This window comes from Sorangium sp. So ce834 (genome assembly GCF_051521425.1).
In the GTDB taxonomy this organism is placed as follows: domain Bacteria; phylum Myxococcota_A; class Polyangia; order Polyangiales; family Polyangiaceae; genus Sorangium; species Sorangium cellulosum_D.
Map to the genome: position 1 here is coordinate 8,597,326 of NZ_CP150351.1, position 24,433 is coordinate 8,621,758.

At 71.9% G+C, this 24,433-nt stretch carries 13 protein-coding genes; 10 read left to right on the forward strand and 3 right to left on the reverse strand.

All coding sequences use genetic code 11. The features are described 5' to 3' along the window. Window positions 1-501: 501 nt before the first annotated feature. The 8 genes from WMF20_RS31270 to WMF20_RS31305 all read left to right on the forward strand — a co-directional run bounded on the left by WMF20_RS31270 (window position 502) and on the right by WMF20_RS31305 (window position 12,388). The gene (locus WMF20_RS31270; protein WP_437605531.1) at window positions 502-4,191 is read left to right on the forward strand and encodes a hypothetical protein; all 3,690 of its coding nucleotides are present in this window, start codon (window positions 502-504) and stop codon (window positions 4,189-4,191) included. An 11-nt stretch (window positions 4,192-4,202) separates the two neighbouring features. Continuing rightward, window positions 4,203-4,331 (forward strand): hypothetical protein, encoded by a 129-nt coding sequence (locus WMF20_RS31275; RefSeq protein WP_437617263.1) that lies wholly within the window; start codon window positions 4,203-4,205, stop codon window positions 4,329-4,331. Then, a complete protein-coding gene (locus WMF20_RS31280) occupies window positions 4,328-5,263 on the forward strand; it encodes a fumarylacetoacetate hydrolase family protein (RefSeq protein ID WP_437605532.1) in 936 nt (311 codons plus the stop codon). The genes WMF20_RS31275 and WMF20_RS31280 overlap by 4 nt, the downstream gene beginning before the upstream one ends. Before the next feature lie 279 nt (window positions 5,264-5,542). Next, on the forward strand, window positions 5,543-7,714 hold the full coding sequence (locus WMF20_RS31285) for an OmpA family protein (protein ID WP_437605534.1): 2,172 nt from the start codon (window positions 5,543-5,545) through the stop codon (window positions 7,712-7,714). A 244-nt stretch (window positions 7,715-7,958) separates the two neighbouring features. Beyond that, the gene (locus WMF20_RS31290) at window positions 7,959-9,827 is read left to right on the forward strand and encodes an amidohydrolase (RefSeq protein WP_437605535.1); all 1,869 of its coding nucleotides are present in this window, start codon (window positions 7,959-7,961) and stop codon (window positions 9,825-9,827) included. Window positions 9,828-9,887: 60 nt separating this feature from the next. Beyond that, the gene (locus WMF20_RS31295) at window positions 9,888-10,841 is read left to right on the forward strand and encodes a pseudouridine-5'-phosphate glycosidase (RefSeq protein ID WP_437605536.1); all 954 of its coding nucleotides are present in this window, start codon (window positions 9,888-9,890) and stop codon (window positions 10,839-10,841) included. After that, a complete protein-coding gene (locus WMF20_RS31300) occupies window positions 10,838-11,728 on the forward strand; it encodes a carbohydrate kinase family protein (protein WP_437605537.1) in 891 nt (296 codons plus the stop codon). The genes WMF20_RS31295 and WMF20_RS31300 overlap by 4 nt, the downstream gene beginning before the upstream one ends. A gap of 228 nt (window positions 11,729-11,956) precedes the next feature. Beyond that, window positions 11,957-12,388: a CBS domain-containing protein gene (locus tag WMF20_RS31305; RefSeq protein ID WP_437605538.1), complete on the forward strand. Its 432-nt coding sequence runs from the start codon at window positions 11,957-11,959 to the stop codon at window positions 12,386-12,388. 26 nt (window positions 12,389-12,414) lie between these two features. Here the strand turns inward: WMF20_RS31305 and WMF20_RS31310 are convergent, their stop codons facing one another. Further along, complete coding sequence (locus tag WMF20_RS31310) at window positions 12,415-13,377, reverse strand: alpha/beta hydrolase family protein (RefSeq protein WP_437605539.1); 963 nt, start codon at window positions 13,375-13,377, stop codon at window positions 12,415-12,417. Between the two features lie 147 nt (window positions 13,378-13,524). On the opposite strand from WMF20_RS31310, the gene WMF20_RS31315 reads away from it, so the two are divergent. After that, entirely contained in the window at window positions 13,525-14,313 is a 789-nt protein-coding gene (locus tag WMF20_RS31315; protein WP_437605540.1) for a helix-turn-helix domain-containing protein, read from the forward strand. Window positions 14,314-14,362: 49 nt separating this feature from the next. Here WMF20_RS31315 and WMF20_RS31320 read toward each other — a convergent pair whose 3' ends face one another. Both WMF20_RS31320 and WMF20_RS31325 read right to left on the reverse strand, forming a co-directional pair. Beyond that, window positions 14,363-14,938 carry a hypothetical protein gene (locus WMF20_RS31320; RefSeq protein ID WP_437605541.1) on the reverse strand — a complete coding sequence of 192 codons (576 nt, stop codon included), beginning with the start codon at window positions 14,936-14,938 and terminating at the stop codon, window positions 14,363-14,365. Window positions 14,939-15,523: 585 nt separating this feature from the next. Beyond that, complete coding sequence (locus tag WMF20_RS31325) at window positions 15,524-18,448, reverse strand: DUF4215 domain-containing protein (protein ID WP_437605542.1); 2,925 nt, start codon at window positions 18,446-18,448, stop codon at window positions 15,524-15,526. Between the two features lie 432 nt (window positions 18,449-18,880). Between WMF20_RS31325 and WMF20_RS31330 the strand changes: the two genes are divergently transcribed. Then, window positions 18,881-24,232, forward strand: a complete 5,352-nt coding sequence (locus WMF20_RS31330) for a DNA repair ATPase (protein WP_437605543.1) — start codon at window positions 18,881-18,883, stop codon at window positions 24,230-24,232. Window positions 24,233-24,433: the final 201 nt, after the last annotated feature.

Here is a 24,433-nt window from a genome sequence, read left to right on the forward strand (position 1 = left end):
CAAGTTTGTTTTCTGCACCGAAATCCCCCTGGATAAAACGTTGTCACGGCCGGCGCCCGGACGCGCTCGAGTCCAGGGGACCCGCGGCTCGCTCGTGCTGCTGAAACGACCCGAGGAGAGCGTCACAGCGCGATGCGACCCGTGGAGTTGGGCAGGACGCGCCGCGCGCCTCGCCGCTGAAGAGAAGAGAGGTCAGGACCTGGCCAGCCTTGGCGTCGTGGACGATCCGGCGCGACCCCGAAGCGCCGATCGAGCTGGGCAGGCGCCTGCGACGCGCCGTGCGGCCCGTCGTGCGTCAATTCACGGCCGGCGGCCCGCCGCCCGAGGAACGCGGCGCGTCCACGCGGCCAGCAGGGCGATGCTGCGCAATGCGGCGAGGTGCGATACCGGCCTCCATCCATCGGGACGCAGGGAGGCGTCCATTTCGCCATCGCGTCAGGTCTCGTTCCGGTGGCCGCGAGATCTGTAGACAGCGTAAGGCCTCTGAGCTCCACTGGTCTTATGGCGCGCGATAGGAATTTTCTGCGTCCGAACCTCGCCACGCTGTTCGTCCGGGTGGCGCCGCTCGTCCCCGTGCTCGCGTTGGTCGCCTCGCTCGCCGCGACCGGCTGTGCGGGGAGCTCGGAGGTCCCGACAGGGCCGACCGGGACCGGCGGCGCGGGCGGCAGCGGCGGCCTCGGCGGCGCGGGCGGCAGCGGCGGCGACGGCGGCAGCGGGGGCGCGGGCGGGGTCTGGAGCGGGAAGCTCGAGCTCTGCGTGCTCAACGACGGAGGGCCGACCGGCGCGTGCGCGAGCCCCGAGGTCCTCGACTTCGCGTCGGTGCCGGCCGGCCGGCAGCGGACACGCATGTTCCGCGTCGAGAACCAGACCGGGAAGGACGTCGTCTTCACCGAGGCCGGCATCGCCAGCGCCGACTTCGCCGTCGCGCCGGTGCGCTACGAGCCCGATCCGGCGAGACCGGGCGGGTGGACCCGCGCCGCCGAGGCGCTGCCGGCCGAGAGCGCGCCGGGCGGCGCGCTCTATTTCGAGGTGACGTTCACCTCGAGGGGCGTCGCCGGGCCGCTGCCCGCCGATCGGGTGACCGTGGAGGCCGAGGTCGGCGGCGCCCGCGCGCCCGACGTGGTGGTGCCCGTCATCGGGCGGTCGGGCAGCTGTCCGGTCGGGACCGCGGCGTGCGACGACGAGCCGGACAACGGCTGCGAGACCGACCTCCTGACCAGCGCGGCCCACTGCGGCGCGTGCGACCAGCTGTGCGTCTCCCCGAACGGGACGACCGGCTGCATCGACGGGGTCTGCACGGTCTCGTCGTGCACCAACAACTTCGCCGACTGCGACGGCAACCCCACGAACGGCTGCGAGACAAACCTGCTGACCGACGTGCGGTCGTGCGGGGCGTGCGGGGCGAGCTGCCTCAAGGAGCACACCACGGCGTTCTGCAACGGGGGCAACTGCAACATCATGGGGTGCGCGCAGGACCACGCCGACTGCGATCTCGACCCGCTGACCGGCTGCGAGACCGATCTCCGGACCAGCGCGGCCCACTGCGGCGGCTGCAACGTCGCCTGCGACTTCGCCCACGCGAGCGAGGCGTGCGTGGGCGGCGCGTGCGAGTTCGGGGCGTGCGACGCCGGCTACGCCGACTGCGACGGCGACCTGACGAACGGCTGCGAGGCGAACATCGGGGCGAGCCTCGCCAACTGCGGCGCCTGCGGCGCGTCGTGCAGCTACCCGGGCGCCGCCGAGGCCTGCCTCTCGGGCGTCTGCGTGATGGGCGCCTGCGACGCGGGCTTCGCCAACTGCGACAACGACCCGGCGAACGGCTGCGAGGTCGACACCGGCACGAGCCTCGCGAACTGCGGCGGCTGCAACATCGCCTGCTCGCTCCCGCACGCCGCCGAGTCGTGCCTCGCCGGCACCTGCGTGCTCGGCGCCTGCGAGGCCGGGTACGCCAACTGCGACGACAACCCGGCGAACGGCTGCGAGGTCAACACGAACACCAGCGCCGCGCACTGCGGCGCCTGCGGCGCGACGTGCGACCTGCCGCACGCCGCCGAGTCGTGCGTCGGCGGCAGCTGCGTGCTCGGCGCCTGCGCCGCGGGGTACGCCGACTGCGACGGCGACCCGGCGAACGGCTGCGAGGTCAATCTCAACAGCAGCGCCGCGAACTGCGGCGCCTGCGGCGCGGCGTGCGACCTCGCGAACGCCGCCGAGGCGTGCCTCGGCGGGACGTGCGTCCTCGGCGCGTGCGCCCCGGGGTACGCCAACTGCAACGCGAGCGCCCTGGACGGCTGCGAGGTCCACACGGCGAGCGATCTCGCGAACTGCGGCGGCTGCAACCTGGCGTGCGACCTGCCGCACGCGGCCGAGTCGTGCCTCGCCGGCAGCTGCGTGCTCGGCGCCTGCGAGGCCGGCTTCGCCAACTGCGACGGCCAGACGGCGAACGGCTGCGAGGCCGACACGCGCACCAGCGCCGTGCACTGCGGCGCCTGCGGCGCGGCGTGCGATCTCGCGAACGCCGCCGAGGCGTGCGTCGCCGGGGCCTGCAACCTCATCGCCTGCAACGCGGGGTACGCGAGCTGCAACGGCATCGACGCCGACGGGTGCGAGATCAGCACCGCGACGGATCCGGCGAACTGCGGCGGTTGCGGCATGAACTGCGCCGCGGCGATCCCGAACGCGGCGGTCGGGTGCGGCGCGGGGGCGTGCACGTTCGAGGGCTGCCTGCCGGGCTATTACAACATCGACGGGTCGCTCGCGAACGGCTGCGAGTACGCGTGCACGTTCCTGAGCGACGTGGACCTGCCGGACGACGCGTTCGTCGACGCGAACTGCGACGGCATCGACGGCGACGCGAGCCAGGCGATCTTCGTCGCCACGGACGGGAGCGACGCCGGCACCACGCCGGGCACGATGGCGCAGCCGAAGCTCACGGTCATGGCGGGCATCAACGAGGCGGTGCTGAGGGGCAAGACGCAGGTCTACATCTCGCAGGGGACGTACAACGGCCGGGTCACCCTCACGAGCGGCGTGTCGCTGTACGGCGGCTACAACCGGGCGCTCGGCTGGGCGCGATCGGCCGCGTCGATCGCCGTCGTGCGCTCGGGGTCCACGGAGGGCGGCTACGCCGCGGCGGTCGAGGGGACGAACATCAACGCGCCGACGACGATCGATCGGCTGACGATCATGACCTTGGACCTGGGCGTGTCGTCGGCGGGGATCTCGAACTACGCCATGCGGTGCGTCAACTGCACGGCGGTGACGCTGAAGAACAGCAGGCTCGAGGCCGGCAACGGGGCGCCGGGCGCGGCGGGCGGCAGCGGGACGGCCGGCGTCGCGGGCGGCAACGGGTCGACCGGCGGGGCGGGCAGCTGCAACGATGTGGGCACGCGCACCGGCGGCGCGGGGGGGACGTCGAGCTGCGGGCGCGCTGGCGGCAAGGGCGGGGACGGGGGCCCCGAGGGGGAGCACGCAGGCAGCGGCGGCCAAAATGGCGTGGGCGGGTCGCTCGGCGGGAACGGGGGCGCGGCGGGGAACGACACGCGTACCGCGCAGGCGGGCGCGAACGGCCAGAACGGCGCGAACGGCGGGGCCGGGCTGAACGGCTCCGGCGGCAACGGCGGGACGATCACCAGCAACCTCTGGCGGGCGAGGGCGGGCAACACCGGCGGAACGGGTGTGCACGGCAACGGGGCCGGCGGCGGCGGCGGCGGCGGCGGGCAGGGCGGCATCATCGCGAACGACGGCGCCGGCAACGGCGGCGGCGGCGGCGGGGCCGGGGGCTGCGGCGGCCTCGGAGGCCTCGGGGGCAACGGGGGTGGCGGCTCGTTCGGGCTGTTCCTCGTGAACTCGAACGGGTTCACGCTCATCGCCAACCAGATCTCCAGCGGCAACGGCGGCAACGGCGGCGCGGGAGGCGTCGGCGGCGCCGGCGGCAACGGCGGCAACGGCGGCAACGGCGGGACGGTGTGCACCGGCGAGGTCGGCGCCGGCGGCAACGGCGGCCGCGGCGGCAACGGCGGCCAGGGTGGATACGGCGGCGGCGGCGCGGGCGGCGTCTCGTATGGCCTCTACCGCGTCGGCAGCAGCTCGGTGTCGTTCGGGGGCAACGTCCTCGCGGCCGGCTCGGGGGGCGCCGGCGGCACCTCGATGGGGTTCCCGGGCACCGCGGGGCTCTCGGGCAACTCCATCTGAGCTGAGAGGCCATGAAGGCCGCCCTGCCGCCTTTCGGCTCCACCGTCTCCTGCTTTCCGTACGAGATCCGCGGCGCGCCCGCCGGCTGGACCCGCGCCGTCGCCGTCATCGAAGCACAAGACAAGCGAGAGCTCCGATGAAATTCTGCACCTTCAGCCATCCGGCGCGCGGGACCATGCGCCCAGGCGTCCTCACCAGCGACGGCGCGATGATCGTCGATCTCGGCGGTGCCTTCCCGGAGATGCTGTCGATCATCAAGGGTGGCGAGGAGGCGATGGCGCGGGTACGCGACCTGCATGCCAAGGCCGAGATCCGCGTGCCTCTGTCGGACGCCGAGCTGCATGCACCCGTGCCGGTGCCAGAGCAGATCCGCGACAGCATGCTGTTCGAGAAGCATGTGCAGCAGGCGATGGCGCAGATCGCCAGGATGCGTCATCCCGTGCTCGGCCCATGGTTGGTCAAGCTGGGAATGGTCAAGGTCGCGCCGACCTGGTATCAGATCCCGATCTACTACAAATCCAATCGTTTTTCGGTGATTGGCCCCGATAGCGACGTGATCTGGCCGCGCTACAGCCAGGTGATGGATTTCGAGCTGGAATTCGGCTTCTTCCTCGGCAAGAAGGGCAAGGACATCAAGCCGTCGGAGGCGCGCGACCACATCTTCGGCTTCACCATCTTCAACGATTTCTCCGCTCGAGATGCGCAGAGCATCGAGATGCAGAGCATGCTCGGCCCCTGCAAAGGCAAGGATTTCGACACCGGCAACAGCATGGGGCCGTTCCTTGTCACGACGGATGAGATCGGCGATCCCTATCGTTTACGGATGCAGGCACGGGTGAACGGCGAGACCTGGTGCGACAGCAGCTCCAGCACGATCCATCACAAATTCGAGGATCTGCTGGCGCGCGTCTCGGCCGACGAGACCGTCCATCCTGGCGAGTTCTTCGGCTCCGGCACCGTCGGCGATGGCTGCGGCCTGGAGCATGGGCGCTATCTCAAGGATGGCGACGTGGTCGAGCTGGAGGTCGAGAAGATCGGCGTCCTGCGCAACCGCGTGGTGCGGCAGAAGTAACCAGCCGGCGAAGAAGGGCTCGGGCAGGCCGGGGATATCGACCTCGGCCGTGAAGATGCCGCCCGCCAGCGGCGTGGCGGCGAATTCGTCGGCCGGGGGCGAAGGTTGAGCCCGCTGTTCACTTGGATCGACCGCCGGGCGACACGCGCCCTCGCTGCGGCCGGGCGAACGGCGAGCCGCCGCGCCGCAGCCTTGCTCCACCGCCTGCCGTCGATCTGCGTCGGGTACACTGCCGGCGATCAGCGCCTCCACCCACTTCTTCACGGAAAGCTCGCCCCCATGAAGCACGCCTTCCTCGCGGCGCTCTCGCTTGCCCTCACCGCGTGCGCCGGACCGCTGGCCAAAGGGCCGTCGCCCGATCTCCGCCTGCGGCACGTCGTCCTGTACCAGAACGGCCTCGGTTACTTCGAGCGCACCGGCGTCATGTCGGGCGAGCGGCTCTCGCTCCGGTTCCGGGAGCGCGAGGTCGACGACGTGCTGAAGAGCATGGTGGTCGTCGAGCAAAACCTCGGGCCGAACGATACCCCCTCCACCGTGAGCGCGCTCTTGCCGCGCTCCGAGCAGGCGAGCGGGCCCGACGATCCCGCCGAGGTCGAGCTCGTCTTCTCGCCGGCCGCGAGGAGGCCCGTGTCGATCGCGTACGCGGTGCCGACCGCCGCCTGGAAGGCGACCTACCGCGTGATCCTGCCGGCCAAGGGGCACAAGGAGAAGCGGGCGCTCCTCCAGGCCTGGGCGCTCATCAGCAACATCGGCGACGAGGACTGGAGCGAGGTCGACGTGACGCTCGCGACGGGCGCGCCGCTCTCCTACGCCTCGAACCTGCGCACGCCGGCGATGCTCGACAGGCCGGAGCTGAAGGGCGTCTACGACGGCGAGGGCGGCGCGCTCGCCCCCGTGCTCGCGGAGAGCTCGCCGGGGTCCGACGCCGACCGCGACGGCGTGCTCGACCACGAGGACGCCTGCCCGCGCGAGCCCGGCTCGCCGAGCCCGCAACCCGACCGGCACGGCTGCCCGCTGGCGGTCCGCGCCATCAGCAGCGAGATCCAGATCCTGACCACCGTGCCCTTCGACAAGGGCTCGGACGTCATCCCGCCGCGCGCGAGGCCGCTCGTCGAGGAGCTCGCGCGCTCGCTCAAGAGCGCCCCGCACATCCGCGCGTTCGAGGTCGAGGGGCACGCGTCGGCCGACGAGGCCGGCGCGGCGGATCTCGCGGCCCGGCGCGCCGCGGCCGTGCGCGCGGCGCTCCTCCAGCTCGGGGTCACGGCCGAGCTCGTGACGCGATCGCACGGCGCCGAGATGCCCCTCGTCGCCAACGACATCGAGGAGAACCGGCAGCGCAACCGCCGCGTCTCGCTGCGCGCCTCGGACGTCAGGCCGGCGCAGGCCCCCAGCCCGGGGCGCGAGGCGCCGGCCGTCACGCCCGAGGCGATGGAGAAGGTGCCGGAGGGCGCGGCGAGCGTGGACGCGGTGGCCGGGGCCTTCCGGTACGCGATCGCGAACCCGGTGACGCTCCCGAAGAAGTCGTCGGCGCTGATCACGCTCATCAACCGCACGGTCGCGGGCGAGGACGTCCTCCTGTTCCGCCCCGATCCCGCGGCGCCCGCGAGCGCGACCCACCCCTTCCGCGCAGCGCAGATCGAGAACCGGAGCGCGCTCGGCCTCCAGCCCGGATCCGTGTCGATCTTCTCCGGCGGGACCTTCGTGGGCGAGGGCGTGCTCACGCGCCTCTTGCCCGGGCAGAGCGCGACGATCCCGTACGCCATCGACAGCTCGACCGAGGTGCGCGCGACGAGCATGACCACGGACGTGCCGGTGCGGGTCGTGTCGCTGTCCCGCGGCGCGCTGCGCGTGGAGGATCGGTACCGGCGCGTGACGGTCTACGAGGTGAGGCCCGGCCGGGACGTGCCGGAGACGTTGCTCATCCGCCACGCGAGGGCGACGGGGTTCGCGCCGCAGGGCCTTTCGGGGTGCACGGACGCGACGCCGGACGCCTGCCTCGTCGAGAAGAAGCTCGCCCCCGGCGCGCCCCAGAAGGTCGTGGTCGAGGAGACGCGGCTGTCTCAGCGCGACATCCCGCTCGTCCAGGCCGAGAGCGAGCGGCTCTCGCTCTACCTGAAGGGCTCGAGCCTCCCGGCCGAGCTCCGCGCGAGGCTGGACCGCGCGCTCGCGCTCCGGCGCGCGCTCGACGCGGCGAACGACGAGCTCGACCCGCTGCGGCGGAGGCGCGCCGAGCTGATCGACCGCGCCGCCGAGCTGCGCGAGAGCCTGAGGACCATCGAGCGCACGCCCCAGGCCGGCAAGCTCCGCCAGACCTTGCTCGACCGGCTCGCCGAGGTGGCCCGACAGTCGGAGGAGATCGGCGCGAAGATCACCCAGCGCGTCGAGGATGTGGCCATGGCGCGCGCCGAGCTCGACGACACCCTGCGCGATCTGGTCATCGAAGGTCGGTGAGCGCCGGCGGACGACGATCGTGGCATGTGGCGGCCGCTTTCCGCCGCGACCGGCTTCCCTCCCGCCGCGGCGAAGGTGCTAGGATGGCGGCCCGACTCATGACCTCTCGAGCGACGCAGGCATGGCCAGAGCGGAGCTCTCATGAGCCGCGACCACGAACATCTCCGTCTCTGATGACAAGCGAGCCCATCGGATCACGGCGACGCCGTGTCGCAGGTGACGCTGAATGGGCCCAGGAGCGCTCATGAGGAACCGATCTCGATCTGCCGGGGACAGCCGCGTTCCCCCCCGCCGTCACCGCGCGTTCGGCGCCGCGTGGGCGGCGTCGCACGTCCTCTTCGCGATGCAGGTCGCCTGCGGCGCCTCCATGCCGCAGGCCGCCGACACGGTGCTGCGGAACGGCTTCGTGTACACCGTCGACGCCGCGGACTCGGTGCACCAGGCGGTCGCGGTGCGCGACGGCAGGATCGTTTATGTCGGCGCTGACAGCGGCGCGCAGGGGTATGTGGGCCCTCGGACCGAGGTCGTCGACCTGAAGGGCCGCATGCTGATGCCGGGGCTGGTCGACGGCCATTTGCACGTGATGTCCGGCGGGGCGCAGCGCCTGATGTGCAGCCTCGACTACAAGACGCACACCATCGCGCAGCTCCAGGAGAGGATCCAGGCTTGCCTCGACGGCGAGCCGGCCAAGGGTCCCGACCAGTGGCTCGAGGTGACGAGCTGGGATCGGCAGGGCACGGTCTCGGTGGACGCCGACCCGACGCGGGCTGCGCTCGACGCGCTCAGGACCCAGCGGCCGATCCTCGTGCACTCCACCGACCACCACAGCGCGCTGACCAACTCGCGCGGCCTGGCGCTGGCGGGCATCACCGCGAAAACGCCCGATCCGGCCGGCGGCAAGATCGGCCGCGACGCAGGCGGCCAGCCGACGGGCATCTTCGAGGATGCCGGCATCACGCTTGTATCGGCGGCCATGCCGCCGCGGACGCCGGAGGACGACGTGCGCAGCGCCAAGGCGGCGCTCGACGCGATCCGCCGCCAGGGCGTGACCACCTTCATGGACGCGTCTTCCGACGAACGCGCGCTGAGGGCGTTCACGGCCGTGCAGCGCAGCGGCGAGCTGACGGCGAGGTCGCTCTTCGCCATCCTGATCGATCCCGACGAGGTGGCGAAGGGTCCGGAGAAGGCGATCGCCGCGGCCAAGGCGCTTTCGTCCTCCTATGATCAGCCCGCCGCGGCGCCGGCCCCCGGCGTCGGCGCTCGCCACATCAAGGTCATGCTCGATGGCGTCCTGCAGGCGCCGGCCCAGACCGCGGCGATGCTCGCGCCGTACAATGCCAACGTCGGCACGGACGGCGCGCCTCAATGGGTTCCGGGCAAGCACAGCGGCGACGTCTACTTTCCGCCGGACACGCTGAAATCGCTGATCCTCGCGGCGGTCGAGGCCGGGCTCGATCCCCACGTCCACGCGATCGGCGATCGTGCGGTGCGGCAGACGCTCGACGCTTACGAAGCCGTGCGCGCCCGGCTGCCGGGCAAGGACGTTCGCGCGGCGATCGCGCATTGCGAGACGGTCGATCCGGCGGATTACGGTCGCTTCAAGGCGCTCGGCGTGATCCCGGTGATGTCGTTCCAGTGGGCGCAGGAGGCCCCGTATTCGGTCGATGCGATGAAGCATCAGCTCGGGCCGGCGCGCTACGCCCGCCTCGAGCCCGAGGGCAGCTTGCACAACGCCGGCGCGAGGATCGCTTATGGCAGCGACTGGCCGATCGATCCGTTCGCCGAGTTCCTGGCGCTCAAGATCGGCGTCACCCGCAAGGGGGACCCCACGCATCCGGCCAGCTTCGGTCCGTCCTATGCGGGCCGGCTCAACGACGACCCGCTCCTGCCGCGCAACGCCGCGCTGCGCGCGATCACCATGAACTCGGCCTACCAGCTGCGGCTGGAGAAGGTCGTCGGCTCGATCGAGCCGGGCAAATTCGCTGACATGATCGTGCTGGACCAGAACTTTCTTCAGATCCCCGAGGACGATCTCGGCAAGATTCAGGTGCTCATGACCATGGTCGGGGGGAAGATCGTCTATACCGCCGATTCATTGCGGCCGAAGGGGTAGCGGGCCGCGTCGCTCGAGCCCTCCCCACGCGCCAAACCCTCGCAGCCGAAGGATCTCATCGTGTCGATCAAGGACCACCTCTCCATCTCATCCGAGGTCAGGAAGGCGCTCGCGGCCGGCCGGCCGGTGGTGGCGCTGGAGTCGACCATCATCACCCACGGCATGCCTTATCCGCAGAACCTCGGGATGGCGCAGCGCGTGGAAGCGGTGGTCCGCCGGAGCGGGGCCGTGCCGGCCACGATCGCGATCATGGACGGCAAGCTCAGGGTGGGCGTGAAGGCGAACGATCTCGAGCGGCTGGCCAAGGTGGGCGGCAAGGCGGCCAAGGCGTCGCGGCGCGACGTGGCGGCGCTCCTGGTGTCGGGCGAGGTCGCCGGCACGACCGTGGCGACGACGATGATGGCGGCGGCGTGGGCCGGCATCCGGGTGTTCGCCACGGGCGGCATCGGCGGCGTGCATCGCGGGGCGGAGACGACGTTCGACATCTCCGCCGACCTCGAGGAGCTGAGTCGGACGCAGGTGGCGGTGGTCTGCGCGGGGGCCAAGTCGATCCTCGACATCCCCAAGACGCTGGAGACGCTCGAGACCAAGGGCGTGCCGGTCCTGGGCTACAAGACCGGGGATTTTCCGGCGTTCTGGGCGCGGCAGAGCGGGCAGAAGGTGGATCACAGGATTGACAGCGCCAAGCAAGCGGCCAAGGTCATCGCGCTGCAGTTCGAGCTCGGCATGGGCGGGGTCCTGGTGGCCAATCCGATCCCAGAGAGCCACGCCCTGGACGCCCAGGAGATCGAGGCGCGGATCGAGGAGGCGATCCAGGGCGCGGAGGCCGAGGGCGTGAGCCGCAAGGACCTGACGCCGTTCCTCTTGAAGCGCATCGTCGAGCTCACCGGCGGCAAGAGCCTCGTCGCCAACATCGCTCTGGTCGAGAACAACGCGGCGGTGGCGGCGGAGATCGCGGTGGCGTTGCGCAAGCTCGGGGCCAAGCAGAAGGCGAAGCCGAAGGCCAAGGCATGAGCGAGGCCGGCCGCGTGCTCGTGGTGGGCGACGTGATGACGGACGTCATCGTCCGCCCCGAGGGGCCGCTGGTGCGCGGCTCGGACCGGCGCGCCAAGATCCAGCGCCGGCCGGGAGGTTCGGGGGCCAACCAGGCGGTGTGGCTTGGCTCGATGGGAGCGAGGGTGTCGTTCGTCGCCCGGGTGGGCGCCAGCGACAAGCCGCACCTCGAAGCCTATTTCAAGGGCTTCCATGTCGATGCGATCCTGGCGGCCGATCCGCAGGAGCCGTCGGGCGTGCTGGTCATCCTCGTCGACGCCGACGGGGAGCGGAGCTTCCTCACCGATCGAGGGGCGAACCTCGCGCTCGAGCCGTCGGACATGCCGTCGTGGCTCCTGGACGAGACGCGGCTGCTGCTCGTCTCGGGGTATTCGCTCTTCGCCGAGGGGCCTCGGCGCGCGGTGCTGTGGCTCGCCGGGGAGGCGCGGCGCCGCGGCGTCCCGGTCGCCATCGACGCCGCGTCGGCGAGCTTCCTGCGGGAGGTGGGGGTCGGGGCCTTCCTCGAGTGGACCCGAGGGATGTCGACGCTGCTCGCCAATGCCGACGAGGCGGAGGCGCTCTCGGGCACCGGCGACCTCCACGAGCAGATGATCGCGCTGGGGGCCTGTTGCGAGCGGGTGATCATCAAGCGCGGCGCGCGGGGCGCGGCGCTGGGCGGACGGCAGGGACTGCGCCTCGACGAGCCGGCGCCGCTGGTGGACGTGGTGGACACGACCGGGGCCGGCGACGCGTTCGCGGCCGGGTTCATCGCCGCCGAGCTCGAGGGCGCGGGCGAGGCGGCGTGCTTGCGGCGCGGGATCGAGGCGGGATCGAAGGCGGTGACGCAGCTGGGCGGCCAGCCGGGGTAGGCAGCATCGCGGGCCGCTGGCGCTCGCCCCCTCACCTGCCCAGCGGCGCAGCAATTGCACCGCATCTGCAGGCCTTGCGCGGGCGGCCCCGGCGGCGCGGCGGTTCCGGGGCGTGGGGGCGCGCTGGTCGGCCACTTGCATGCTCCGTCGAGCGGGAGCCAAGGGAAGCGGAGCTCGCAACGGCGGCGGGCGCGCTCATGCGCGCCGAGGGCGCAAGGAGTCTGTTCGATGAAGCCCAAGAAGAATCGCAGGGTCGAGGATTACATGAGCACCGCGGTCATCACGCTGAAGGAGGGCGACACGATCAGCGCCGCGAACCTCGAGATGAAGCTCGCCGAGATCCGGCATATCCCCGTCGTCGACGCGAAGGGGCACGTCGTCGGGATCGTCTCCGATCGCGACGTGCTCCGCCACGCGAGCAGCCTCAACGGCAAGCCCATCCCGATCGAGTCGATCATGACCCGGCGTGTCCGCACCGTGCGATCGACGACCCTGGCCGCCGACGCAGCCCAGATGCTGCTCGATCACAAGATCGGCTGTCTGCCCGTGGTCGGCGACGAGGAGCAGCTCGTCGGGATCATCACCGAGACCGATTTCCTGACCATCGCCCAGCAGGCGCTGCGAGGCATCGACGTGACCCAGGGCGCCGAAGATCGCTAGAGGACGGTCGGGAGGCGCGCCCAGAGCTATTTGGATTCGACCCGTCCAAGCGGGTTGGCCGCGCCGGTCAGCGCGCTTTGCGCTTCCTGCCAGGCGGGGTCTCCGGGGTAGAGCTCGGCGCGGAGGTAGGCCCAGGCGAGGCGCTGGACGGCGGCCACTCGCTCGGGGTTCTCGTCCGTGGTCTCGGCGACGTCATATCCCGAGACTCCGCCCAGCCCGTGCCCTGCATCGAACAGGATGACCAGGGACTTGGGGCTCGGGGAGAGGAAGTATGGATCGGTGTGCCAGTCGGCGCCTGCGACCGTCAGGTGGGGAGAGGCGTCTTTATCGCCGGCGACCACGAGCGCGGGCGTCGTCATCGTGGAGAAGTCGATGGTCGAGAAGAAAGGATACTTCTTGGCCGCGAGCTCGCTGAGGGCATCGCCGCCTCTGCCGGGCGCGGCGAGCAGCACGCCCGCCTTGATCCGAGGCTCGGCGAGGCTCACTTCCGTTCCGTCGTGGGGATCCTTGTGCCGCGCGCCCAGCAGCAGGCTCGCGGTGTGCCCGCCCATCGAGTGCCCGACGACGGCCACCTTGCTCCGGTCCAAACGCCCGGCGAGAGCCGCGACGGCGCCCTCGATCGCGTCGAGCTGGTCGAGGATGCGCTTCATGTCCTCGGCCCGCGATCGCCAGTACAGCGGCGCCTCGGGGTGATCGGAGTCCCTGAAGGGGAGCGCCTTCGAGTCGAGATGGGTGGGCTGGATCACGACGAAGCCGTGTGCCGCCAGGTAGTTGGCGAGTGGGGCATAGCCGTTCAAGGAGGAGAGGTGGTTGGAGGGGCCGTGGCCGTGCGAGAGCAAGAGGATGGGCAGCTCGCTTCCGGTCACGGGCGCGGAGACGCGCACCTGGAGATCGACGGCGCGGCCGGGGGCTGACAGCACGAGTGGGCTGACCGAGAGGACCGGCGTCGGTCCGCGGGGGATGTCGGCTGCGGGAATCGGTTTGCTCATGATGTTGATTTCCTTTCGGTTGCTCATGCCGTACCTCCACCGCCTTCGTACCTCCCGCCGCCGCCCTCCGGTTGGAAGGACCGGACATTTTCATCGGCCCTTCCGCGCCGGCTTGACCGGCCGCGGCGCACGCGCGAGAATCCGAGGATGCCGCGCACGATGGACGCTGCAGCCTCGACGTTCTCGCTCTCCCGCTTCGTCGAGGAAGTCCGCGCCGTCGCCCCGGTCGCTGGACGCGCACTCGACGTTGAATGGCTGCCCAACGGGAGAACGACCCTTGTCTTTCGAGTGATCGAGGAGGGCCGGAGAGGGGATGTGACCGTCGCGGGCCCGCGGACGCGGGCGCTGTTCAAGAACGCAACCGGCGTCGCGCGGGCGGTGATGCTTCAGTTCAAGCCGGGCTGGTCGGGGCCGCTGCTGGGCGTGGCAGCGAACGCGCTGACGGACCGGATCGTCCCGCTGGAAGACATCTGGGGCCGTTCGGGCGGCGACCTCTGCCTCGATCTCCTCGCGGCGCGCAGCCTGCCGGAGGTGCTCGACCGACTCTCCCACGCGGTCGCCCTGCGTACCCGCCAGACCTCCGAACCGGCATCGGCGCGGCTCGCTCGCCGCGCGGTTCGCCTGCTCGAAGGAGACGAGGTCCGGGTGGAGCGCGTGGCGGAGCGGCTCGGCGTCACGGCGCGGCATCTTCGCCGCGCCTTCACGGAGAGCGTCGGCATCGGGCCGAAAGATTTCGCGCGGAGCGTTCGCCTGCAGCGTGCCGTGCGGCGGGCGGCGAGCTCGAAGGACTGGGCACGCATCGCCGCAGACGCCGGCTATTACGACCAGGCGCACCTCATCGCCGACTTCCGGGAGCTCGTCGGGCTCACACCGGGCGCCTTCCTGAAGCGCGCGGGCGCGCGGGGCGGCGAGGCCATGGCCGGGGGCGCCCCCTAGCGCCGACGCCCGGACGCGGAGCGCCCCGGGCCCCCCCCCGGCGCGCTGCTCAGATGCCCGATGCCGACGCGAGGCAGGCGTCGAGCTCGGGGGTGTCCCGCCAGCCGCACTGGCCGGACGCGTCGCGCTCGCAGACGCCGAGCTGGCCGTAGCACGCGTACTCCTCGCGCCACTCGCACGTGGTGAACACTTCCTGGTCCGCGCAGACCTGCCCGCTGCAGCCGGTGACCACGCAGCGCCCGGGGCCGCCGCCAGGCGGCGCCTTCAGCGCGTCCCCGCCGCCGAGGCACGCAGCGAGCTCCGGCGTCTGCCGCCAGCCGCACTGGCCGGACGCGTCTCGCTCACAGATGCCGTAGTCGCCGTAGCACGCGTACTCCTCGCGCCACTCGCACGTGGTGTACACGACCTGGTCCGCGCAGACCTGCCCGCTGCAGCCGGTCGGCCTACAGCGGCCGGGCTTGATCCCCCCGGCCGCCGCGGAGACGAGCTCGGCGGGCGCGCTGTCCACGCCATCGAGCTCGGGGACGGCCTGGCCGCACCCATCGTCATTCGCCCCGGCGAGCAGCGGGGCGCACAAGAGGAGCACCGTGAAAGCAAACCGGTGACGCGTGGTGAAAGACTTCATCAAAGACCTCCTTAACAAAAAAGGAACAAAGTACGGAGTGCCCGGAAGGGGCGAGCTCCTGTCCTTAGATCACACGGCGGCCCCACGCAACCCGCAGCGTTCATTCGGTGTCGCGGGCTCAGCGGCGTGGGCACACTGCGGCACATTCGCGGCAGAGTCGTCCCGAATGCCTTCTTTTCATTCGATCAACAATTGCACCATGATTGATCCTTGGTGCGACCGGAGGCGATGAGGATTCGACTTGCGACAGCGATCTTGATGGATCATGTGCTCGCTGGAGCGGCGGCGAAGCCAACGGCGGCTGGCGGCTCGTGCTCGCACGAGGGGGCTGGGTGCCGCTACGACGAGGGCGGCGCGTACGTCAGCGGTCAGACCTGCACCGGCGGTCTCTGGACCGAATCCGCCCCCGGCTGCTGAGGACATCGCCTCCGCCGTCGGCCTTTCGTCCACGGTAGGCCCCCGCGGAGGGAGCACCTCCCCCCGCACCAGCTACATCCTTGGACGATGCGCTCCCCTCCCCCGGCGCGCAGCGCGGCGGCTCACCCGAGCCGCCGCGCGCTCCTCTCGATCACGGTTCGACCCGGGTCATTTGACCTCGGTGCGGCACGTCGCGCTGCAGTCGTCGCCGCTCGCGGTGTTGCCGTCGTCGCACTCCTCGTACGGCTGCTGCCGCACGCCGTCGCCGCAGTGCGGACCGAACACGCAACCCGGAGCGCACTCGCCGTAGCCGCCGTCGTTCTCCGCGTCGTCGCACTCCTCCTGCGGCGTCTGCGTCACCCCGTCGCCGCAGCGCGGGCCGTACACGCAACCGGGCGCGCACTCGCCGTAACCGCCGTCGTTCACGCCGTCGTCGCACTGCTCGCCGAGGTCCGCCTGCCTGACCCCGTCGCCGCAGACCGCGCCGATCCGGCAGCCGAGGCACCCCATGGAGCCGTCGTTCACGCCGTCGTCGCACTCCTCGCCCCACTCGCCCTGGGTCACCCCGTCGCCGCACTTCGACGCGTCGCGGCACTCCGGCGTGCAGCCGCCATACCGGCCGTCGTTCACGCCGTCGTCGCACGTCTCGTTCGGCATCTGGACCACCGCGTCGCCGCACCGCGGCCCGACGAGGCAGTCCGTCGTGCAGCCGCCATACCGGCCGTCGTTCACGCCGTCGTCGCACGTCTCGCCAAACTGGCTGTTGATCTCCGCGTCGCCGCAGCGAGGCGCCGCCACGCACCCCGGCGCGCAGGCCCCCGAGCCGTAGCCGCCGAGGTTGGTGCCGTCGTCGCAGATCTCGTACGGCGTCGTCCGGATGCCGTCGCCGCAGTAGAGCCCGAGCTCGCACCTCGTCGAGCACTTCCCGTACCCCGCGCCGTTCTCGCTCCCGTCGTCGCACTCCTCGTCCGCCGTGACGATCCCGTCGCCGCACACCGGCTCGCAGCGAGACGGGGCCGCGTTGAAGCCGCCGAGCGTCAGCTTGTAGCTCGACCCCGTGACGTGGCGCTCCGCCTGGAACACGACCACCTCGTAGACGCGCCCCACCGTGAGGCCGAGCTCATCCATGAGCAACGTCCCGCGGTTGTCCGCCACCCCGCCGATCTCGCCGGTCCCCATCGGGGCGTGGATGCCGCCGAGGTCGATGCGGAGCCGGTTGTTGAGGAACACCCAGACGTCGTCGTCCCCGTAGAAATCGAGCCGCTCCCCGCCGTGGTACTCGAACCAGTAGCGGACCTCGCTCGTGAAGTAGAAGTTGTGGTTGCCCGCAGGAGACCAGTTGTCGAACGGATCGCCCGCCGCGCGGCTCGCCTCGCGCTGCGCCACCGGCACCGACGTGTCCTGCCAGCCCCGGCCGTCGAGCGGGAAGAACGTGTGATCCTCGAAGCGGAACACGTCCGACGTCCCGATCCGCGCGAGCGTGAGCCAGTCCACGACCGTCTTCGAGAAGGACGAGTCGTTGTACCACCGGTTGAAGTCCGTCGCGTTCGTGAGGAAGGCGTTCGGCCGCGCCGCCGCGAACTGCGGCTTGTTGTCCGCGCCGAGGAGGTTCTGCACGATGCCCGTAACGACGGCGTTCGGCGGGTTCGTGTCGGGCTCGAAGTTCGGCGCGTCCTCCTTGAAGTCGCGGTACACGATCGGCACGCGGAGCTGGTCGCCGAGCGCCACGTCGTTCGTGCAGCTGTACCCCGGCTCGATGGTGCACGTGGACGAGCAGCCGTCCCCGTCCCTCGTGTTGCCGTCGTCGCACGCCTCGCCGCCGAGGCGCAGCCCGTCGCCGCACGCCGAGGTGCAGCCGGTCTCGCCGCAGTCCGGCTCGACCTGGCAGAACGGCGTGCAGCCGTCGCCCATCGTGTTGTTGCCGTCGTCGCACGGCTCGGAGCCCTCGCGCTTCCCGTCGTTGCAGACTGTGGCGCGGCAGAGGTAACCGCCGGGCGCGGGCTCGCACACGACGCCCGGCTCCCACTTGCACGCGGCGCTGCATCCGTCCCCGTCCCTCGTGTTGCCGTCGTCGCACTCCTCCCGCCCGACGACCCTCCCGTCGCCGCAGACCGCCGTGCAGCGGCGCCCGGCGCGCGCGCAGTCGAACCCGGGCTCGATCTGGCACGTGGCGGAGCACCCGTCGCCCGAGACCGTGTTGCGATCGTCGCACCCCTCGCCGACGCCGATCTGGCCGTCGCCGCAGACGACCGTGAAGACGCAGTGCACGCCGTCCGGGCACACCCAGCCGGCCTCGACCTGGCAGCTCGGCGAGCAGCCGTCGCCCGGCTCCACGCCGCCGTCGTCGCACTGCTCGCTCGGCCGCAGCAGGCCGTCGCCGCAGCGCTCGACCGGCCTGCACGGCTTCCCCGGCTGGGGGCAGGTGATGTTCCCGGGGTCCTCGAGCGCGCAGACCTCGGAGCACCCGTCTCCGCCCACCGCGTTGCCGTCGTCGCAGGTCTCCCCGCCCGAGACGCGCGCGTCGCCGCACGAGTGGAGCCGGAAGCACGGCTCCCCGGCCCTCGGGCAGATCCAGTCGCCCGGCTCCCGCTGGCAGCGATCGTCACAGCCGTCGCCCGAGACCGTGTTCCCGTCCTCGCAGCTCTCCCCGGGCTCGATCGCGCCGTTGCCGCACGCGATCGTCGTGCGGCAGGGCTCCCCCGGCGGGCACTCGCAGTACGGCTCCACCTTGCACGCGCCGGAGCAACAGTCGCCGGGCAGGCTGTTGCCGTCGTCGCACTTCTCGGTGTCCTGGTTGATCTCGCCGTCGCCGCACGCCGCGTCGACCGCGTCGCACTCCGGCGGAGGATCCGGCGACTCGCACGGGTCGCCCCCGCTGCCGCCGGTCCCGGAGCCGACGGTGATGAACCCGCCGAACGCCCCGGAGCTGTCGTCGGTCCCGCCGGTGCCCGACGTGCCGCTGCCGCCCGCGCCGCCCACGCCGCTGCCCGCGCCGCCATCGCCGCCGCCGCCGCCGTCGTCCCCGCAGGCGGCGAGCGGACCGGCAAGCAGGACGAGGAGCACGGAAGAAGTAAGTCTCTTTCCCAAGCGCATTGATGCCACCATCCCAACTCGCTGAAGAGCGTCGTGTTGTTCAACCCGCGCCGCCAGGCGCCCCGGCCTTCGGGTGCGCCGCCGGAGGCGGCGTGGGCGCGCGCCGCACAGCGCTCGCGCGCGTATGCGCGCGTAGGTCGCCCTCGTTACCGGCACATCGCAACGCAACACCCCCCGTGCGGCAAGCGGATTTGACGCCGCAGCGGGATTGCGACGCGCCGGTCGCCGGGACGCGAGGAAATCCGCGGGCGGCGCGCGGGCCGGCGGGGGGCAGCGCGAGCTTGACATCCCGGCGCGCGGCCCCGCCTGGGCGCGCGATCGCCATCTCGCCCCCCGGACGCGGCGAACGGCGGTAACCTGGCCGCTGGCGAGCCGAGGCCCGCGCGGATTCGACGCGGGGGCGGGCCTCGAGCCTGACCACACGGAGCATGCATGGTGTCGACAGGGGCCTTGGACGGCGCGGCCCAGACCGCGGGGGCTCTCCCCCCGCAGGCGGCAGAGTCGCTCGATGGGGGCAATTACGAGGTCATCCGCCGGCGGCTCGTCGAGCGCGCCGAGGAGCTCGGCCGCCGCGCCGAGGCGCTCAACGCGCGGCGAAAGCAGGTGTTCGGCGGCGCCGACCTCGCGCTCCTCGAGAACGCGCGCGTCAGGACCGAGAACAACTGCCTGCCGCGCGACATCGTGAGCATCCGGGGCAAGCTGCTCGTCGGCTACCTCGTGTTCATGGGGCTCAAGGAGGTGAACGTCGGCGACGTCTTCAGCCTCCACCGCTTCGCGAAGGACGGCGGCGCCTTCGACCTGACGCACGTGCCGCTCGACGAGGGCGACGCGTTCCTCGGCGACCCCGCCTTCGTCAAGGAGTTCAAGGACCTCCACCGCTACGTCAAGGAGCCGCGGCTGCTCCAGCTCCGGCGCAGCGACAGCAGGCTGCTCGCCATCTTCCAGGTCGGCGCGTCCGAGCGCGACGTGAAGGTGTTCCGCTGGAGCATCGACGCGACCGGGCGCACCCGCTACCTCGACGCCCGCGGCGACGAGGACAACGTCCGGCCGCGGGCGCACGACTTCGCGTGGACGCAGACCACGCGCGACGACCACGTGCAGGGCAAGCACCCGCACGTCTCCATCCTCGGCGAGATCTTCGTCGAGACGGTCGGCGGCGACCTCACGATCAAGATCGAGAACAACACGGCCACGGGGCTCGGCATCTACCGCGAGCCGGTCGACGACGCGGGCCAGGCGCTCGACGACGCCGACATCCAGTACGCGCGGCTCGGGCCGCTCATCCTGCTCAAGATCAAGCCGTTCCGGGAGCCGTCGTACCGCTACCTCGTCTACAACGGCCGCACCCGGAAGGTCGCGCGCATCGACGCGATCGGCCTCGCCTGCCTCAGCCTCCCCGAGGACCAGGGCATCGTCTTCCCGAACGGCTACTACCTCATCACCGGCGAGACGAAGCGCTTCGAGGGCAGCACCGACAGCCTCGTCTTCGAGCGGGTCGTCCGCTCGCCGAACGGGGAGGACGTGCTCTACGTGTTCCACCAGGTCGTCGAGGGGCGCTACGTGCTCTTCCCGTACAACCTGATCCGCAAGGAGATCGCGACCCCGATCCAGTGCCACGGCTACAGCCTCTTCGACGACGGCAAGATGGTGATCTTCCGCGCCGCGAGCGAGGAGCCGACCCGCGTCCACCCGATGCAGATCTGGCAGACGCCGTTCATGACCGCGGAGTTCGCGGCGTCGGCGCCGACCGACGGCTCGTACCTCGCCAAGGTGGGCAACGCCGACCTCGTGCGCGGGATCTCGGACGCGCTCAGCATGCGGCGCGCCGCGCTCGAGGCGTCGCCGACCCGCCAGACGTACGAGGACCTCATCCGGACCGCCGAGCGGATGACCGACGCCTTCTACTGGCTCGGCCACGCCGAGGCGGGCGACCTCCTGTCGACCGTGAACGAGCTCCGGGCCGTCTCCGAGAGCATCGTCGACGAGTTCGAGAAGGTCGAGGCCATCAAGGCCCGCGCGGCGAGCGCGCTCGCCGAGACCGAGGCGGCGCAGCGGCAGCTGCTCGGCGGGGTCCGGCCGGAGGACGCGGCGAGCGTCGACGCGTTCCTGAAGGCCCTGACCGCGCTGCGGCGGCAGCGGGGGCACCTCATCACCCTCCGCGAGCTCAAGTACATGGACCTCGGCCGCGTCGACGCCCTCGAGGCCGAGATCGTCGCGCGGGCCGACGAGGTGAGCCGCGCGTGCGTGACGTTCCTCCTCGGCGACCACGCGTTCCGGCCGCTGGCCGACCGGCTCGCGGGCCTCATCGCGAAGATCGAGGCGGTCGCGAGGTCGTCCGAGCTCGCGCCGTTCGCCGCGGACCTCGACGCCGTGAGCGAGGGGCTCTCGGTGCTCGCCGACATCGTCGCGGGCCTCAAGGTCGACGACCCCACGGCGCGGACCCGGATCCTGGAGGGGATCAGCGAGGTCTACGCGCAGCTCAACCGCGCGCGCGCCACGCTCGGCGCCCGCGGCAAGGACCTCCGGGGCGCCGAGGGGCGCGCCGAGTTCGGCGCGCAGTTCAAGGTGTTCGGCCAGAGCGTCGCGAGCGCGCTCGCGGTCTGCGACTCGCCCGAGCGCTGCGACGCCGAGCTCTCGAAGCTGCTCGTCCAGCTCGAGGAGCTCGAGGGCAAGTTCGGCGAGTTCGACGAGTTCCTGGGCGAGCTCGCGGCCAAGCGCGAGGAGGTGAACGACGCGATCGCCGCGCGGCGGCAGGCGCTGCTCGACGAGCGGCAGCGGCGCGTCGCGAACCTCGTCGCCGCCGCGGACCGGATCGTCCAGGGGGTCTCGCGGCGGGCGCGCACGTTCGCGACCGTGGACGAGCTCAACACGTACTTCGCGTCCGACGCGATGGTCGCGAAGATCCGCGACCTCGCGGCGAGCCTGCACGCGCTCGGCGACAGCGTGAAGGGCGACGAGGTCGAGGCGCGGCTCAAGTCGGCGCGGCAGGACGCGCTCCGGGCGCTGCGCGACCGCGAGGACCTGTTCGAGGGCGGCGGCGACGTCATCAAGCTCGGCCGCCACCGCTTCAACGTGAGCACGCAGGTCCTGGAGCTCACGCTGGTCCCGCACGGCGACGGGCTCGCGCTGCACCTCACCGGCACCGACTTCTTCGAGCCGATCGAGGATCCGGCGCTCGAGGGCGCGCGCGACCTCTGGGGCCAGGAGCTCGTGAGCGAGACCGCGGACGTCTACCGGGGCGAGTTCCTCGCGGGCTCGATGCTCCTCGACGCCGAGGCGGGGCGCGGCGGGCTCTCGATCGAGCGGCTGCGCGAGGCGTCGCTCGGCCCGGGCGGGCTGCTGGCCGCGGTGCGCGCGTACGCCGCCGATCGGCACGACGAGGGCTACGAGCGCGGCGTCCACGACGCGGACGCCGCGCTCGTCCTGGAGAAGCTGCTCGCGCTGCGCGCCACGGCGGGGCTGCTCCGCTTCGGCAGCGCGCCGCGGGCCCTCGCCTGCCTCCACTGGGCGGGGCTCGACGCGCGCGCCCGGGATCTCGCGCACCGGCGGGCGCGGAGCCTCGGCCGGCTCGCGGCGCAGCTCGGCCCGGGCGAGGCGCGGGCGGCGCTCGCGGCCGAGCTGGCGCAGGGCGTGGCCGCGACGGCGGCGGCGCACCGGCTCGCGGCGGACGTGAGCGGCGCGGCGGACGTGCGCGTCGCGGCGCGGTACCTCGTGGAGGAGCTCGCGGCGGAGCGCCCCCGGTTCGTGACCAGCGACGCCGCGCTCGCGCTGCGCGACGCGCTGCTCGCGCGCCTCGACCTCGAGGGGAGCCGCGCGGCGTTCGAGGACGACCTCCGGCAGCTCGAGAAGCACCCGGCCGAGCGGCTGGAGCTCGCGCTGGCGTGGCTGCGGGGGCTCACCGCGCGGGACGCCGCGTGGGCCCCGATGGGCCACCTCGCGCTCGAGGCGGCGGTCGTCCTCGTGACGGAGCGGCACCTCGAGCGGGAGCCGAGCGGGGCCGTGACCGAGGCGCGCGTGGAGGGGCTGCTCGGCCAGCACCCGCGCATCAGGGAGCGCGCGATCGCGCTCCGGCTCGACGAGTTCCTGAGCAGGATCGAGGAGTTCTTGCGCGAGCGGGCGCCGCGCTACCGCGCCTACCGCAAGGTGCGGAGCGAGATCGCGGAGCGGGAGCGGCGGCGGCTGCGCCTCGGGGAGTTCGCGCCGCGGGTGCTCACGTCGTTCGTGCGCAACCGGCTCATCGACGAGGTGTACCTGCCGCTCGTCGGCGCGAACCTGGCGAAGCAGCTCGGGGCCGCGGGCGACGTGAAGCGCACCGACCTCATGGGCATGCTGCTGCTCATCTCGCCGCCGGGCTACGGCAAGACGACGTTGATGGAGTACGTCGCGAGCAAGCTCGGCCTCGTGTTCATGAAGGTGAACGGCCCGTCGCTCGGCCACGAGGTCACGTCGCTCGACCCGGCCGAGGCCCCGAACGCGACCGCGCGCCAGGAGGTCGAGAAGATCAACCTGGCGTTCGAGATGGGCAACAACGTGATGCTCTACCTCGACGACATCCAGCACACGAACGCGGAGCTCCTGCAGAAGTTCATCTCGCTCTGCGACGGGCAGCGCCGGGTCGAGGGCGTGTGGCGGGGCCGGACGAAGACGTACGACCTGCGCGGCAAGAAGTTCTGCGTGGTGATGGCGGGCAACCCGTACACGGAGTCGGGCGCGCGCTTCCAGATCCCCGACATGCTGTCGAACCGGGCCGACACGTACAACCTCGGCGACATCCTCGACGGCAAGGAGGAGCTGTTCGCGCTGAGCTACCTGGAGAACGCGCTCACCTCGAACCCGACGCTCGCGCCGCTCTCGGGGCGGGCGCCGGGGGACACGCACAAGCTCATCCGGATGGCGCGGGGCGAGGCCATCGCCGCGACGGAGCTCGAGCACGCGTACTCCGCGGCGGAGGTCGCGGAGATCGTCGCCGTGTTCGAGCGGCTCTTCCGGGTGCAGAGGGTGCTCCTGTCCGTGAACCTCGAGTACATCCGGAGCGCGTCGCAGGACGACGCCTTCCGGACCGAGCCGCCGTTCAAGCTGCAGGGCAGCTACCGCAACATGAACAAGCTGGCCGAGAAGGTCGTCTCGGCGCACACGCCCGAGGAGATCGAGCGGCTCGTCGACGATCACTACGTGAGCGAGTCGCAGACGCTGACGACGGGCGCCGAGCAGAACCTGCTCAAGCTCGGCGAGCTGCGCGGGCGGCACTCGCCCGAGCAGCGCGCGCGGTGGGAGGAGATCAAGAAGGGGTACCAGCGCATCAAGCGCATGGGCGGCAAGGAGGACGATCCGGTCGTGCGCGTGACCGGGACGCTCTCGATGCTCGGCGAGCAGCTGGAGGGCATCCGCGGGGCGATCGGCAAGGCGGCCGCGGTGGCGCAGGCGGGGGACGGGCGGGCGCGGGAGGTGAAGCAGTGGCTCGCGCCGGAGCTCGAGCGGCTCTCCGCGGCGCTCAAGGGGGTCGCGCAGCCGAAGGTCGAGGTGAAGGTCGAGACCGATCGATCGGTGTCGGAGTTCGTGGGCCACCACCTCTCGCTGGTCGAGCGGATCGTCGCGCCGCTCGCGAAGGCGACCACGCAGAGCGCGTTCGGCATCCGGGCGATCGAGGCGCAGATCGCGGAGCTCGGCCAGGCGCTCCGGTCGCTCGACGAGAAGGTCCGCGGGGCGGCGCGGCCCGAGGCCCAGCCGCCGCCGGGCGAGCGGTCTGGTGAAGCAGACCACGTGCGCGGGCGCGGAGGTGCGTGAGCGGATCACAGCGCCCGAGCTCCGCCGACGCGCGACCGCGGGCGCCGCGCCAGGCGGGCGACCGCGCTGGGCAGAAGTCTGCAAGAGGAGTAGAGGGGGGTCCCTCGTGCGTGTTATCACCGAGCCGCGACGCGTATCGTCAGCGATGGCCTGGACTCGAAGCCCCGCGTTCCGGCGCCGGGCAGGCAGGAGCTTCGGCGC

Bases quoted from the DNA above. Each gene is read 5' to 3' on its own strand.
- WMF20_RS31305 (WP_437605538.1), top strand. From the start codon at position 11,957: ATGAAGCCCAAGAAGAATCGCAGGGTCGAGGATTACATGAGCACCGCG.
- WMF20_RS31300 (WP_437605537.1), top strand. From the start codon at position 10,838: ATGAGCGAGGCCGGCCGCGTGCTCGTGGTGGGCGACGTGATGACGGAC.
- WMF20_RS31315 (WP_437605540.1), top strand. From the start codon at position 13,525: ATGCCGCGCACGATGGACGCTGCAGCCTCGACGTTCTCGCTCTCCCGC.
- WMF20_RS31320 (WP_437605541.1), bottom strand. From the start codon at position 14,938: ATGAAGTCTTTCACCACGCGTCACCGGTTTGCTTTCACGGTGCTCCTC.
- WMF20_RS31330 (WP_437605543.1), top strand. From the start codon at position 18,881: ATGGTGTCGACAGGGGCCTTGGACGGCGCGGCCCAGACCGCGGGGGCT.
- WMF20_RS31325 (WP_437605542.1), bottom strand. From the start codon at position 18,448: ATGCGCTTGGGAAAGAGACTTACTTCTTCCGTGCTCCTCGTCCTGCTT.
- WMF20_RS31290 (WP_437605535.1), top strand. From the start codon at position 7,959: ATGAGGAACCGATCTCGATCTGCCGGGGACAGCCGCGTTCCCCCCCGC.
- WMF20_RS31310 (WP_437605539.1), bottom strand. From the start codon at position 13,377: ATGAGCAAACCGATTCCCGCAGCCGACATCCCCCGCGGACCGACGCCG.
- WMF20_RS31270 (WP_437605531.1), top strand. From the start codon at position 502: ATGGCGCGCGATAGGAATTTTCTGCGTCCGAACCTCGCCACGCTGTTC.
- WMF20_RS31285 (WP_437605534.1), top strand. From the start codon at position 5,543: ATGAAGCACGCCTTCCTCGCGGCGCTCTCGCTTGCCCTCACCGCGTGC.
- WMF20_RS31275 (WP_437617263.1), top strand. From the start codon at position 4,203: ATGAAGGCCGCCCTGCCGCCTTTCGGCTCCACCGTCTCCTGCTTTCCG.
- WMF20_RS31280 (WP_437605532.1), top strand. From the start codon at position 4,328: ATGAAATTCTGCACCTTCAGCCATCCGGCGCGCGGGACCATGCGCCCA.